General features: G+C 36.7%; 12 protein-coding genes. 11 read left to right on the top strand and 1 reads right to left on the bottom strand.

Annotated features, from left to right (window positions below; all coding sequences use genetic code 11):
• Positions 1 to 83: 83 nt before the first annotated feature.
• The 11 genes from OGZ34_RS03835 (at position 84) to OGZ34_RS03785 (ending at position 10,983) form a co-directional block, all read left to right on the top strand.
• Entirely contained in the window at positions 84 to 1,610 is a 1,527-nt protein-coding gene (locus tag OGZ34_RS03835) for an SGNH/GDSL hydrolase family protein (RefSeq protein ID WP_263362192.1), read from the top strand.
• A gap of 231 nt (positions 1,611 to 1,841) precedes the next feature.
• A complete protein-coding gene (gene atpD, locus OGZ34_RS03830) occupies positions 1,842 to 3,353 on the top strand; it encodes a F0F1 ATP synthase subunit beta (protein WP_026984148.1) in 1,512 nt (503 codons plus the stop codon).
• Positions 3,354 to 3,445: 92 nt separating this feature from the next.
• Positions 3,446 to 3,727 (top strand): F0F1 ATP synthase subunit epsilon, encoded by a 282-nt coding sequence (locus OGZ34_RS03825; RefSeq protein WP_173965126.1) that lies wholly within the window; start codon positions 3,446 to 3,448, stop codon positions 3,725 to 3,727.
• A gap of 186 nt (positions 3,728 to 3,913) precedes the next feature.
• Positions 3,914 to 5,050, top strand: coding sequence for an aminotransferase class I/II-fold pyridoxal phosphate-dependent enzyme (locus OGZ34_RS03820; RefSeq protein ID WP_263362191.1), 1,137 nt, complete (start codon positions 3,914 to 3,916; stop codon positions 5,048 to 5,050).
• Positions 5,051 to 5,266: 216 nt separating this feature from the next.
• Complete coding sequence (locus tag OGZ34_RS03815; protein ID WP_173965124.1) at positions 5,267 to 5,464, top strand: hypothetical protein; 198 nt, start codon at positions 5,267 to 5,269, stop codon at positions 5,462 to 5,464.
• Between the two features lie 78 nt (positions 5,465 to 5,542).
• Positions 5,543 to 6,406, top strand: a complete 864-nt coding sequence (locus tag OGZ34_RS03810) for a TraB/GumN family protein (protein WP_263362190.1) — start codon at positions 5,543 to 5,545, stop codon at positions 6,404 to 6,406.
• Between the two features lie 7 nt (positions 6,407 to 6,413).
• A complete protein-coding gene (locus OGZ34_RS03805) occupies positions 6,414 to 6,917 on the top strand; it encodes an RNA polymerase sigma factor (protein WP_173965122.1) in 504 nt (167 codons plus the stop codon).
• A complete protein-coding gene (locus tag OGZ34_RS03800) occupies positions 6,907 to 7,521 on the top strand; it encodes a DUF485 domain-containing protein (protein ID WP_263362189.1) in 615 nt (204 codons plus the stop codon). The genes OGZ34_RS03805 and OGZ34_RS03800 overlap by 11 nt, the downstream gene beginning before the upstream one ends.
• A gap of 106 nt (positions 7,522 to 7,627) precedes the next feature.
• On the top strand, positions 7,628 to 8,245 hold the full coding sequence (bioD, locus tag OGZ34_RS03795) for a dethiobiotin synthase (protein ID WP_263362188.1): 618 nt from the start codon (positions 7,628 to 7,630) through the stop codon (positions 8,243 to 8,245).
• 100 nt (positions 8,246 to 8,345) lie between these two features.
• Positions 8,346 to 9,617, top strand: a complete 1,272-nt coding sequence (gene bioA / locus OGZ34_RS03790) for an adenosylmethionine--8-amino-7-oxononanoate transaminase (protein WP_263362187.1) — start codon at positions 8,346 to 8,348, stop codon at positions 9,615 to 9,617.
• 199 nt (positions 9,618 to 9,816) lie between these two features.
• On the top strand, positions 9,817 to 10,983 hold the full coding sequence (locus OGZ34_RS03785) for a beta-ketoacyl synthase N-terminal-like domain-containing protein (RefSeq protein ID WP_263362186.1): 1,167 nt from the start codon (positions 9,817 to 9,819) through the stop codon (positions 10,981 to 10,983).
• A 228-nt stretch (positions 10,984 to 11,211) separates the two neighbouring features.
• On the opposite strand, the gene OGZ34_RS03780 is transcribed toward OGZ34_RS03785, so the two are convergent.
• On the bottom strand, positions 11,212 to 14,595 hold the full coding sequence (locus tag OGZ34_RS03780) for a T9SS sorting signal type C domain-containing protein (RefSeq protein WP_263362185.1): 3,384 nt from the start codon (positions 14,593 to 14,595) through the stop codon (positions 11,212 to 11,214).
• Positions 14,596 to 14,899: the final 304 nt, after the last annotated feature.

Below are 14,899 nucleotides of genomic sequence, written 5' to 3'. Positions count from 1 at the left end.
TGAAGTAATAGACAAAACAAACCATTTATTTGCTTTTCCGGATACAGCATTCAGAAAAGGATAATTATAAAATATAGTAGATCATGGTAAAAAATTTAAAATGGCTGTTTTTGGTTTCAGTAACCTTTATGGCTTGTAATAGTGATGATGCGGTAACGGTGTCAGATTCGTCTGATGGACAGCCGTTAACTTCGGGGCAGGCGAATTTTTCGAAATATGTTGCGTTGGGGGATTCCTTTGCAGCAGGTTTTTCAGACAATGCTTTGTTTAAAGCTGGTCAGACAAATGCTTATCCTAATATTTTGGCACAGCAATTTGCATTGATAGGTGGTGGCGCTTTTACGACTCCTTTTATGGCCGATAATATTGGAGGATTTTCCTCCGGTGGTGTTCAGGTACCTAGTTTAGGAGTTAGGTTGTATTTAGATGTAGCAACAAGTACTCCGGTTCCTGTTAGCGGAGTTTCGGGTACTGATATTAGTGCGCGTTTAACAGGAGCTTTCAATAATATGGGGATTCCCGGTGCAAAAGCAATACATTTAGCATTGTCGGGATATGCCAGTGGTAATCCTTACTTTGGCAGGATTGCTTCTTCGGCATCAGCAACGGTTTTAGGTGATGCTTTAGCGCAGAATCCTACTTTTTTCTCTTTATGGATTGGAGGTAACGATGTTTTAGGTTATGCCACATCCGGAGGAGACGGCACAAACCCGATTACAGATCCGGCTACTTTTGATGCCGCTTATAAAAACCTGGCGACAGAATTGTCTAAGAACGGAAGAAAAGGGGTTGTAGCCAATTTGCCGGACATCAGTACTTTGCCTCACTTTACAACGGTTCCTTTTAATCCGTTAACGATTTCTGTTCTAGGCAATGGAAGTACTGCTGTTGGAACAGCAACGATCAACGCACTTAACGCACAATTATATGGTCCGCTGAAAGGCGCCTTAAATTATCTTGGAGTTACAGACAGAATAGATTTACTATCTTTAACTGCAGCAAATCCTTTGTTGATAAAAGATGAATCGCTTACCAATTTATCAGCGCAGCTTACAGCAGTGCTTACGCCTTCAGTAGGGGCGCAGACAGCGGCATTTTATGGTACTGTTTTTGGTCAGGCGCGTCAGGCCAGGGCTACCGACTTAGTGCTTTTGAGTACCAGGGCAGCAATCGGTACGGCACCTACGGCTGCCAACTCAGGAATCGGAATGGCGCCTCCTGCTCCATTGGATAAGTTTGGGATTACGTATCCGTTACAGGACAAGTATGTTTTGATTCCAACAGAGATAACGGAAATTAAAAATGCTACCACGGCTTATAATGTAACCATTAAAGCGGCTCAGGAAGCAAACGGTCTGGCATTAGTAGATGCTGACGCATTGATGAAACAGTTGTCTACTGCAAATGGTATTTCGGTTAATGGTTATACTTTGACAAGTACATTTGTTTTCGGAGGAGTCTTTTCTCTGGACGGTGTTCATCCTTCAGCCAGAGGTTATGCATTTATTGCCAATAAATTTATTGAGTCAATTAATGCAAAGTACGGTTCCAATCTAAAAGGAGTAGATGTGGGGAATTACCCGATCCTTTATCCTAAAGTTATAAATTAAGATCTATTTTTTCATAAAACAGCCACTTGCTTTCAGAGCGCAGTGGCTTTTTTTATGGGGTTAAAAAATGCTATTTTCGGTATTTGAGGCCTCACTTTTAAGAATCAAACAAAATCGTAGTATTTTTTATAAAAAAAATATTGATTTTATATTTTAAAAAATTATCTTTGCGCTCTGAAAAAAGAGGTATTTTCGATAAACCTAAATAGCTATTTAATAAATACATAAGTAATGTCAAAAGTAATAGGAAAAGTTGCTCAAATCATTGGACCAGTAGTTGACGTAGTTTTCAACGGTAAGGATGTTGAACTTCCAAAAATTTATGATTCACTAGAAGTCACTAAAAAAGATGGAACTTTATTAGTTCTAGAAGTACAATCTCACATTGGAGAAAACACTGTTCGTACAATCTCTATGGACTCAACAGACGGTTTGTCTAGAGGATATGAAGTAGTTGGAACTGGTAATCCAATCCAAATGCCAATCGGTCCAGACGTATATGGACGTTTATTTAATGTAATTGGAGATGCAATTGATGGTTTAGGAAACTTGCCTAAAACAGGTGAAAACGGTTTGTCTATTCACAGACAAGCTCCTAAATTTGAAGATTTGTCAACTTCATCAGAAGTTTTATTCACAGGTATCAAAGTAATCGATTTGATCGAGCCTTATGCAAAAGGAGGTAAAATTGGATTGTTTGGTGGTGCAGGTGTTGGTAAAACAGTATTGATCCAGGAGTTGATTAACAATATTGCAAAAGGTCACGGTGGACTTTCAGTATTCGCAGGAGTAGGAGAAAGAACACGTGAAGGAAATGACTTACTTCGTGAGATGTTAGAGTCAGGAATTATTAAATATGGTGATGATTTCATGCACTCTATGGAAAATGGAGGATGGGATTTATCTAAAGTAGATATGCCAGGAATGAGAGAGTCTAAAGCTACTTTCGTTTTCGGACAAATGAATGAGCCTCCTGGAGCTCGTGCGCGTGTAGCACTTTCAGGATTATCTATCGCTGAGTATTTCCGTGATGGAGCAGGAACTGATCAAGGTAAAGACGTATTGTTTTTCGTTGATAACATCTTCCGTTTTACACAAGCAGGTTCTGAGGTATCAGCACTTTTAGGACGTATGCCTTCTGCAGTAGGATACCAACCAACTTTGGCAACAGAGATGGGAGCTATGCAAGAGCGTATTACTTCTACAAACAAAGGATCTATTACATCTGTACAGGCGGTTTACGTTCCTGCGGATGACTTAACTGACCCGGCACCAGCAACAACGTTTGCTCACTTAGATGCAACAACGGTATTGTCTCGTAAAATTGCTGAGTTAGGTATTTATCCTGCGGTTGACCCGTTAGATTCTACTTCAAGAATTTTGACTCCTCAAATCTTAGGAAATGAGCATTATGACTGTGCACAAAGAGTAAAAGAAATTCTTCAAAAATACAAACAATTGCAAGATATTATTGCGATTCTTGGTATGGAAGAATTATCTGAAGAAGATAAATTATCAGTATCAAGAGCACGTCGTGTTCAACGTTTCTTATCTCAACCATTCCACGTAGCGGAGCAGTTTACAGGTATTCCTGGAGTATTGGTTGATATTAAAGATACTATCAAAGGATTCAACATGATTATCGACGGTGAGTTAGATCATCTTCCTGAAGCAGCTTTCAACTTGAAAGGTTCTATTCAGGATGCTATCGAAGCTGGAGAAAAAATGTTAGCTGAAGCATAATCAAGCATAGCTTGACAAACATCAAAAAATAAAAATTCCAAATTCCAAAATTGGGATTTGGGATTTTATAATTTGGAATTTAAAAAAAAGTTATGATTTTAGATATAGTATCACCAGAAGCAAAATTATTTTCAGGAGAAGTAACATCGGTTACATTGCCTGGAGTTGATGGAAGCTTTCAAATATTGAATAATCACGCTCCTATTGTCTCTATTCTGGAAAAAGGAACTATTAAAATTGCTTCTGCAAAGTTTAATTTTTCTAAAGAAGTAGCGAGTAAATTTACAAAAGTAAACGATCAAACCTATACATTAGAGATTGCATCAGGTACTGTTGAAATGAAAGATAATAAAGTAATTGTTTTAGTTGACTAAAGCAGTTTCGGAATAAATACAAAAAGACTTCAAGTAATTGGAGTCTTTTTTTTATGCCTTAATTTTGTGTCTTTGAATTATTAAAAGAGGTAGATTCTAAGGTTTTAATTTGAATAATCATACCCAAACGTTTGGTGGAATTAAACTCACTGTTTATTTTGCAATCAATTTTATAACTTTACTTTTATGAAATTACCGGAGAACCTGAATCAGAAATTAGAGATACGAAAACAGAATAACTCGCTGAGAAAACTGCCTGCGTTTAATAATTTGGTCGATTTTTCGTCTAATGACTATATCGGTTTTTCGAAATCAGAAGCTATTTTTAAGCTTACTCATGCTTATTTGTTGGAAAACGAAATTTTTCAAAACGGCGCAACCGGATCGCGATTGATCTCAGGAAATCACTCTTTATATCAAATTACAGAAACGTTTATTGCTGAATTTCATGACGCTCAATCGGCTTTAATCTTTAATTCGGGTTACGATGCCAATGTTGGTTTTTTTAGTGCTGTGCCGCAACGAAATGATGTAATTCTGTATGATGAGTTAAGTCATGCTTCTATTCGTGACGGAATCATAATGTCTAATGCAAAATCGTATAAATTCAATCACAATGATTTTGAAGATCTGGAGCATCTTATTCAGAAGTTTCCGGATACTACTATTTATATTGTTACCGAAACCGTCTTTTCTATGGATGGAGATAGTCCAAATCTAGAGGAGTTAGTAGGGCTGTCAGAGAAGTACAGTTGCTATTTGGTAGTTGATGAGGCACACACTTTGGGTGTTTTTGGAGACAAAGGTGAAGGTTTGATGCAATACCAGAAATTGCATGACAAGATTTTCGCCAGAATAATGACTTTTGGCAAAGGTTTGGGATGTCATGGTGCCGTAGTCTTAGGAAGTTCTGATCTTAAAGAATATCTGATAAATTTCGCCAGAAGTTTTATTTATACTACTGGACTTTCCCCGCATTCTGTTGCTACAATTCTCATAGCCTATCAGCAATTGGAAGTGGAAAAGGCAACGATTGAAAAGTTGCGTCAGAACATAGTGTTTTTCAATCAGCAAAAAAACTTGTTAGGTCTAAAGCCAATGTTTGTTCGGAGTAAATCGGCTATTCAGTCGGCGATTGTTCCGGGAAATGAAAATGTAAAGCGATTGGCAAAACAGCTTCAGGACAAAGGTTTCGATGTAAAACCTATACTTTCTCCAACCGTTCCGGAAGGTCAGGAACGTTTACGCTTTTGTATTCATAGTTATAATTCAGAACAGGAAATCAACCAAATTTTAGAATTGTTAGGGAATTTCGTATTTTAAAACTTGGTGTTCCACAAAGAATCGCAAAGTCGTCACAGAGCTTCACAAAGTTATTTTGTTGGGCTCTTTTTTTTGTATTTCTGTGAAACTATAAATGATTAAAAAAACTTCGGCTCCCCCTTTGTTTATGGGTTTCTTTAAAAAAGTTTAGAATTTTTTGTAACGTTTTGATTGTTTGATTACTTACGAGTCGTAATCAAATAAACCAAAATAATTATGAAAACAACTTCAATATCAGTTACCGAAAAAGTATTCAACTTCGTATTTGTCTTTGCCGCTTCTGTAGGACTTGGCTATTCTTTAGTGAATCAGTTTGTTTTAGATAAACCGAATAAAGAATTACTTCTGGTTATGATTTGCCTTTTCTTTGCTTCAATGGCATCTTGGCAGAGAAAAAAATACAGCAAATCGTAATACGTATTCTATCAATCATCAAAGCACAATCAATCAAACTAAATCAAATCATCATCAATCAAGTAATCAATTAACAAAATGAAAAATTTATTTACATCAGCAATCGCAGCTATCGTGTTATTTTTTAACGGAACAGCACAAGCACAGGTGAAATCTTCAGAACTTGAAAATTCGCTTTTATGGGAAGTGTCGGGAAATGGACTGTCAAAGCCATCTTATTTATACGGAACAATTCATGCGATATGCTCAAAAGATTATTTTCTATCTGAAAAAACAAAGAAGGCATTTGAAGCTTCTACTGAATTAGTTTTAGAAATTGATTTGGCAGATCCAAAAGAAATGGCAGATATGCAGCAAATGGCTATGGGAAAAGAGCCATTAAGTAAGAAGTTGAGCCCGGAACAACTCGCTAAATTAGATGTGATTCTACAAAAAGCAACCGGAATGAGGGTGAAACAGGTGGACGCTTTGAGTCTGGCTACGGTAATGAGCCTGATTTCTGTCAAAAGTTTTGGCTGTGACGATATTAAACTTTATGAAATGGAGTTTATCGAGCAAGCGAAGAAAAGAAATATCGAAATCGGAGGTTTAGAAACGGTAAAAAGTCAAATGAAAATACTCGAAAATGCCTATACAGATGATGAATTACTTAATATGTTGGAAGGGTTAAACGCTTCGCTAACTTCTGAGTCGGTTGCATTTTATAAGAGTGAAAATATAAAGGGATTGTATGATATTACAGCTGATGAAAAAATGTCGAGTGAAAAAACAAATAAGATTATCTTAGATGATAGAAATAGCAATTGGGTTAAGAAGATGCCGGAATTAATGAAAAAAGAAAGGATCTTTTTTGCTGTAGGATCGGCGCATTTGGGAGGTGAGTACGGAGTAATTAATTTATTAAGAAAAGCAGGGTATAAGGTAAAACCAATAATGAACTAAGATTATTTTGAAAGAGAAAGAACAAGAATTTTTAAATCGGATCGAAAGTCATAAAGGAATACTTTACAAAGTTTCCAAGATGTACATGGATAATCCTGACGATCAACAGGATTTGTTTCAGGAGATTATTTGTCAGCTTTGGAAATCGTATGATTCTTTTAGAAATGAAAGTCAGTTTTCGACCTGGATGTATCGTGTAGCAGTGAATACAGCCATTGTTTTTCTGAAAAAGGAAAAGCGAAAGGTTGATAAGTACGAAATCGCCTCTGAGAATATTAAAGAAGATGAAGGTGATTCGCAGATTAAAGAAAGTCAGATTGATCATTTTTATAAAGCGGTTCAAAAACTCGAAAAAATTGATAAAGCGATCATTTTTTATCAACTGGAAGGTTTCTCTCATAAAGAGATTGGTGAGAATTTAGGAATTTCGGAGGGAAATGCCAGAGTGAAATTAAACAGAGCAAAGGAAAAATTAAAAGAAATAATTAAAAATCAGGGATATGGATTTTAATGATATACAAAACGCATGGAATAATGAAAAGACTGAAAATGTTGTTGTTCCAAATAATTTAGAAAAAATACAATCGGCAAGTATGCCTTTGGACAGGATTAGAAAAAGTTTAAGAATGGAGTTTTTCATTCAAATTTTATCCTTGGTGATCATAGGTCTTTTGCCAGTACACAGTAAATTTCCATCGAACTTGGTAGTGCCTTACTATTTTATATTCGGAATATTAGTTGCTATATGCATCTATTATTTAACGCAGCTTTTTTTGTTCTATAGAAGATTAGATAAGGTCGCATTGAAAACTAAAGACAGTCTATACGAAACATATCTTGATATCAGGCTTAATATGCAGCTTTATAAGACTTTTACTTTTTCGTTATCGCCTTTTTTTCTAATCTATTTCTTTGGATTTATTCTTTACGAAATGCCAGATTTTACACAGATCTTAAATGAGGGTTTTGCTAACAGGAAATTAGGACTAATAGTGCTCGTTTTTGTACTTACAATCTTAATGATAGGAGTGTTTACCGAATGGTGGGTGCATCACTATTATGGAAAATACGCTAAGGAAATCCGAAAAGTTATAGACGAACTGAAAGAAGAATAAAAAATAACAAACCTGTCGCCATGATGGGTTTTGTTTTTTATTGGTATTTTTGCATCAATTATTAAACGGATATTCACTTTGTGAGTCTTTGTGAAACAAAAGAAGTATGAAAATATTTATAACCGGAATTTCAACTGATGTTGGTAAAACCGTTACTTCGGCAATCGTTGTTGAAGCTTTAGAGGCTGATTACTGGAAACCCGTTCAGGCCGGAGATTTAAATTTTAGTGATACACATAAAGTAAAATCTCATATCTCAAACTCAAAATCTCAATTCTACCCTAATGCATATGAATTAAACACACCGGCAAGTCCGCATCTGGCAGCAGAAATTGATGGGCTTACGATTGATTTAAAGAAAATTGTGGAACCCGAAACTACTGATCATTTGGTAATTGAAGGAGCCGGAGGAATATTTGTTCCGTTAAACGAAAAAGATACCATTGTAGATTTAATTCAGTCGGATTATAAAATAATTGTGGTTTCAAGACATTATTTGGGGAGCATTAATCATACACTTCTAACGATAGAAGCGATTCAGAATAGAGGCTTTGAAGTAGCAGGTATCATCTTTAGTGGAAACGAGAATAAATCGACGGAAAGTTTAATTCTGAATAAAACCGGAATAAAATGTATCGGAAGAATTGATGATGAACCCTATTTTGATCAGAATGTAATTAGGGAATATGCAGATTTGTTTCGAGAGAACTTACTTAATTTATAGAGAAACGAAGGCAGAATAAAGAAAATAGACTTTCTTATCTTTGTCAAAATTGTAGAGTTTAGTCTATTTTCTATACTCTAATATCCATATTCTAAACAAGATGACATTAACAGAAAAAGACAGCCAATACCTTTGGCATCCTTATACACAGCATAAAACAGCACAAACTCCCATTGCAATTTCCAGAGGTGAAGGTGCTTTACTTTGGGATGAGAATGGTAAGGAATATATTGATGCGATTGCTTCGTGGTGGGTAAATCCGTTTGGACACAGTAATCGATTTATTGCCGATGCGATTTACAAACAGTTAACTACATTAGAACATGTATTGTTTGGTGGTTTCACACACGAGCCAGCCATCAAAGTGGCTGAAAAACTAATTGAGATTTTACCTAAAAACCAACAGAAGATTTTCTTTTCTGATAATGGTTCCACAGCAGTAGAAGTGGCAATCAAAGTTGCATTGCAGTTTTTTTTCAATAAAAATGAAAAGCGAACAACTATAATTGCTTTTGAAAATGCTTTTCACGGGGATACTTTCGCGGCAATGGCCGCAAGTGGAATATCTTTTTACACACAGGCTTTTCAGGGAATGTTTATTGATGTAGTCCGAATTCCGGTTCCGGTAAAAGGGCAGGAGCAGGAAAGCTATGATGCCCTGAAAGATGTAATCCAAAAGCATAATTGTGCCGGATTTATCTTTGAACCTTTGGTACAGGGTGCTGCCGGAATGGTTATGTATGAACCGGAAGCTTTGGCAAAACTAATGCAGATTTGTAAAGAGCATAATGTTCTTACTATTGCTGATGAAGTAATGACAGGTTTTGGTAAAACCGGGAAGACTTTTGCAATGGATTATGTGACAGAAGTTCCTGATATGATTTGTTTATCAAAAGCATTAACCGGAGGAACGATCCCAATGGCGATTACGACTTTTACACAAGAAGTTTTCGATGCTTTTTATGATGATGACATCAATAAGGCTTTGTTTCACGGGCATACTTTTACAGCAAATCCTACAGGTTGTGCTGCAGCTTTGGCAAGTATTGATTTGTTGCATACGGAAGAAATGCAGGCTAATATTGAAAGAATTCATAAAAGCCATTTGGGTTTTCAGAAGAAAATCGAGAAACATTCGAAAGTAATTACCGCCAGAACACTGGGGGTTATCTTTGCCGTAGAAATTAAATCAGAATCTGAGGAAAGTTATTACGGTTCTATGCGTACCAAACTTTATAATTTCTTTATCGAAAAAGGAGTTGTTTTGCGTCCCGTAGGAAACATTGTTTATATTTTGCCTCCTTATATAATGAGCGACGAACAGCTTCAAAAAGTGTACAAAACAATTGAAGATGCTATCGAAATGGTGTAAATTTGCCAACAAATTTTCACGGATTGAACTGATTTACTCCGAATTAAAATGTGAAGCAGCGCAAGTACTCTAAATTAAAGGGATTGTTGCGGGAACTTTTGTGAAAAGGAGTGAATTTAGGATTAACATAAAAGTCCAGAGTAGTATTTTGTGGCTTTTACAGTTAGAAAAACAACCTTAGGGTTATAAATTACAAACATTGAATAAAAAAATCTCCATAACAGCTTTTTCTTCTATTTCACCTTTAGGAAATACGACAGATTCAGTTTGGAAAAAGTACCTTGATCGTCAGCATTGTTTTACGAAACAATTTTTAGATCAACAGGAAACATCTGTTGCAGCTCTTGATGCCGTATCTAAACAAATTGTAGCGGAAGTGAGGGAATCTGATCCGAAATATAAATTTTTAGATGATTCGGTTTTGTTTGCTCTGGCAGCTTCAAGAGTAGCAGTTCGACAAGCAGGATGGAATTCAGAAGATACTTTTGGAATCAATATTGGTTCGTCCCGAGGGGCGACAGACCTATTCGAAAAACATTACAAAGAATATATTGATACCGGAAAGGCACAAACTTTAGCTTCTCCAACAACAACTCTGGGGAATATATCGTCGTGGATTGCTCATGACCTGCAAAGTACGGGGCCGGAAATATCTCATTCTATAACCTGTTCAACGGCGCTTCATGCTTTGTTAAATGGAGTAGCATGGTTGAAGTCCGGTATGGCGGATAAATTTTTGGTGGGTGGAAGTGAAGCTCCATTGACAGATTTTACGATTGCTCAAATGAGAGCTCTTAAAATATATTCCAGAATTGATCAGGAGTTAGAATCCTGGCCTAATCTGGCTTTTGATTTTGAGAAAACGCAGAACACCATGATTTTAGGGGAAGGGGCAGCGGTTTGTTGTTTGGAAGCCGGCGAGAAAGAGAATGCAATTGCATACATAACAGGTGTTGGTTATGCAACCGAGATTTTAGAACACAATATTTCTATTTCTGCAGAAGCAACCTGTTTTCAGAAATCAATGAAAATGGCGTTAAAAGATGTCGCTCCCGAAACCGTTGATGCTATTGTGATGCACGCGCCGGGAACAATCAAAGGAGACTTAACAGAATTGCGCGCTATCGAAAAGGTCTTTGATTCTCAATTGCCTTTGCTAACTACTAATAAATGGAAGATCGGACATACTTTTGGAGCTTCTGGTATATTGAGTCTAGAGTTGGCACTTTTGATGTTTCAGCACGATACTTTTATTGGAGTGCCTTTCGGAGAAGAACAAAAACAGACAAAATCCATTAAAAGAATATTGATTAATGCCGTAGGTTTCGGAGGAAATGCAGTTAGCGTTTTGATCGAAAAGCCCTAGTTTAATTTTTCGAATACCAAGTTGAGATATAAAAAAATCCATTCTGAGAAACAGAATGGATTTTTTTATAGAACGAATTAACGAATTAACGAATTAACGAATTAACGAATTAACGAATTAACGAATTAACGAATTAACGAATTAACGAATTAACGAATTAACGAATTAACGAATTAACGAATTAACGAATTAACGAATTAACGAATTAACGAATTAACGAATTAACGATTACTGAAGCAATACTTTTCGGGTAACGGTAAAATCATTTGCTAAAGTGACCTTCACCAGTAAAACCTGATTGACATATGGTAAATTTTCAATTTGAAAAGCTACACTGTTTAATTTGTTTCTATTGTATAATTGTTTACCTGTAATATCAAAAACAACAACTTGTTTAATGTTTTCTTTTGATGAAGACACTTGAATGGTTTTATTTCCAGTCGAAATAAGAATGCCATTTTCGATGTTTTCAAAATCTCCTGTACCTAAAGTTTTGCCTGGTTTATAGCGCAGTGTCAAGCGTTCGGTAAAGGTACCGACTTCGGTTTTAAAAGTATAATTGCTTTGCGTTAAATTATGGACAGTTCCTGTAGTTTTGTCTTCAATGTAAATGGCCTGATTGCTCATGTTTCCGTCTACTTCGTCAATTGCAACAGTAAAATCACCTGCAACTGTTGTGCGGTATCCTAATGGAACTAGATCGGTATCTGTAAATGGCAGAGCACGTCCCTGAATTACATATTTGTTTTTTTGATCCGTAGTGTAAAAATCCAAATATTGATTGCCGTCAAAAGTTAACCCATCGTAATTAGTTTCAAAGTCATTGGTTGCCCCTTCAATGTAGCTTACTAGCAATTGTTTAAAAGCTCCCGTTGCATTGGTCATGTTTAGCCAAATGCGGTGTTTTTCTATAGCTGCTGCCTTTGACGTGTTTCCGGGTCTGAAAAACTGACCGTTATTCGATCCGCCCAATCGCATTGAATTATTAAACTTGACTTTTCCTGCAGCATTCGTTGTTACAAAGAAGGCTTGCCCGGCTGCTATGTTGCCCGTCGGTTTAGTGCCTTTGTCTTTTACAGGATCATTATTGTGCTGTTTATCTGATTTTGCAGAAACTCCTCCACTAAGGTTGTAGGAAGCATAATCATCAGCACTGTACTGATTACTTGCTACAGGTTTTGCCGGAGTGTTGTGCGTCCAGAAATAGAGCGTTCCGTTTAACATTGGATTCTCTTTTAAAAGCAGATCGGCACTTAAGGCAGACGGATACGGATTTCCGATCAGGTGAGCTTTCGTAGCGGTTAGTGATTCTCCTTCCAGATCTCCATTGTTTGGAATTCCTTTGAAAGTTGCGGTAAATTCTTGTTTATTGGTATTGGTGTAATTCGATGGTCCTCGAATAATGTAGCCTTTTCCAACAATCATATTGCTTTCTCTATTGGTTCGTACCCATTGTGTGCCATCATTGCCATAATAAAAATTGGCAGGCGTAGAAGGCGAAACGCCTACTAATTTTTGCGGAGTTACCGGGGTGGACCAGTACAAATAATCTTTTTGGAATATGGGAGGACTGGTACGGATGTAAGTAATATTTCCAGTATTTACAGCATTAGTTTTTTGTATTAAACTTGAGTTGTTTTCAAATACTAAAGATCCGGAGTCAACATCGATGCTGTTTGTAACAGTCAGGGTTACTCCTGATTTTATTGTTACAGTCGCTCCATTGTCAATGGTACAGGAACATCCGTTAAGATCTGTTTCTGCTATATAATTTCCCATAAAATGAATCAGGTCGTTTAGTGATGGTGTTCCGCCTGACCATTCAGTTCCATTCCATACATTTCCAGGTAGGATGACAACATCCGAGGAGTATACTTTTGTACAATTATCATCAACGGCAAATTTGTAAGTCCCGGGCGCTAACCCGGTAATTTCGTAAGTTGTTCCCGAAGATGTGTAGGTATATACGGTTCCGCGGGATTCCATTAATCTACCTGAAGGAGGTACGTTTTCTAAAACAACATTTCCTGTAGGGGTAGTACAATTTGGCTGTTTAATAGTGCCTACTGTTGGAGCGGTTGTTACTGTTACAGAAGTAGTATTGCTTGCGTTTGCAGATGTTGAACATCCATTTGAATAATTTACTGTTACTGTTTTATTTCCTTTTGTTAACCATTTTAGCGTTACAGTATTGTTTGAAGTCCCAATTCCTCCAGTTTGAATTTGATAATCCGTATTAACGATACCAGGTACACTCCAACGGTAGTTAGTTTTTCCGGGTTGGGTGGTGTAGGTTGTATTAGTATTAGCACAAACGGTTGAAGATGGAGAGTTTGTAAAAGTCGCTGCTGCACCACTATCTACAGTTATAAGTACAACATTAGATGTGGTTCTGTTACATCCATTCGCCTGGCTGATAACTCTAAAATAAGTACTTTGGGTTAAAGGGCCAATTTTAGCGCTGGTAAGAGTTCTTAAATTAGCAGATGATGGGATATCATAAGGATTAGTAAATTCTGCATTCGTAGAACTTTGCCATTTAATAATGGAATTCATGCTTCCTCCGTCAAGAACTAAATCTTTTGGAGCTGTGTTATTACATATTATCTGATCTGACTTCAGAGTACCGCCAACGGTGATGTTTGGTTTTACCACTAAGGAAATGTTGTAGTTTTTACTGGTACATTTAGGGAAGTCTGTGTCAACATAAAGTACTGCATTGTAAGTTCCGGTTGCTAGACAGGCTGGAATTTGAATGGTAATGTTTCCATTAGGACGTGAGGTATTTCCTTTTTGTGTATTACTGCTTATCCCTGCAGCTACAGCAGCCGGGTCAAATTTTAAATAATATTGGTCTGAGTTGTTGTCGGTATAGGTTAAAGTTGCTGTAGTAGAAAATTGAGTTGCTTCGGCAACCAGAGCTGGTGTTATTACAACTTCAGGTTTTACGACTATAGGAAAGGAGGTAGAATATTGAGGTGAGCAGCCATAGTTGCTTACATAGGCACGATATTCCCAGGTGCCTGCTGAAGAAGGAACTTCGGAATAGGTAGTGCTAGTATTGGCAATATCGGTCCAGGTTGAAGAATTGTTTAATCGTTTTTGCCATTTTTCAACCGATCCTACATATCCATTTTGTAATCTCATTGTACCTGTATCAGAGTTTAAACAAATTTCGTTGGAGCCACCTCTGTGTACACCACCTCCTGCCGAGGTGCTTACTACTTGTACCGAAAGTGAATTTGAAGCGCTTTCTCCACAGTTGTTTTTGGCTCGTACTGTAATGTTTGAGGTCAGATTATAATTGGGTGATGTGACTGTTATTGTATTTGTTCCTTGACCGGAAGTAATTGGGAGGTTACCATTTGATGTAGTCCAGATATAGGAGGTAGCTCCGGGTATATTAGAAATACTGTAGGTTTGTGTAGAAGATTGGCATATTGTGGTAGTTCCTATGATTGCTCCAGGTGTTGCCGGTGTGCTACACTGAGCATATACACCATTAAAAAATACCCCCATTAAAAAAAAGAAAAAGGTAATTTTTAATCTAGTTTGGGATGACAGGTTTTTTATATTTAAAAAGGGAACATTAGAAAGTAAAGTTTTCTTCATAGTAGGTGTATTCTATACAATTTGTTATGCCGGAACGGGATAAATTTTTGCCCGGGCAAAGATAGATACATCTACGTATTCGGGAAATAAGCGGTTTTGGTAATGGACATTTAATCGACAAAATGTTAAAATAGTCGACGAAATGCATGTTTGAAAATGTAGTTTTATGTTATTTCTTATAAATAGTACTTTTGTAGTATAGGAAAAATCGTAAAATAATGCTCAAAACGATCCGGTTTTTAGAACTATAAGTACAAAAAACGTCTTTTGAGTAAAAAATTCACAAGAAAATGGAATTTGTGAG

Origin of the sequence: Flavobacterium collinsii (assembly GCF_946903285.1) — a bacterium.
In the GTDB taxonomy this organism is placed as follows: Bacteria; Bacteroidota; Bacteroidia; order Flavobacteriales; family Flavobacteriaceae; genus Flavobacterium; species Flavobacterium collinsii.
This window is presented reverse-complemented; position numbering and strand designations above follow the sequence as displayed.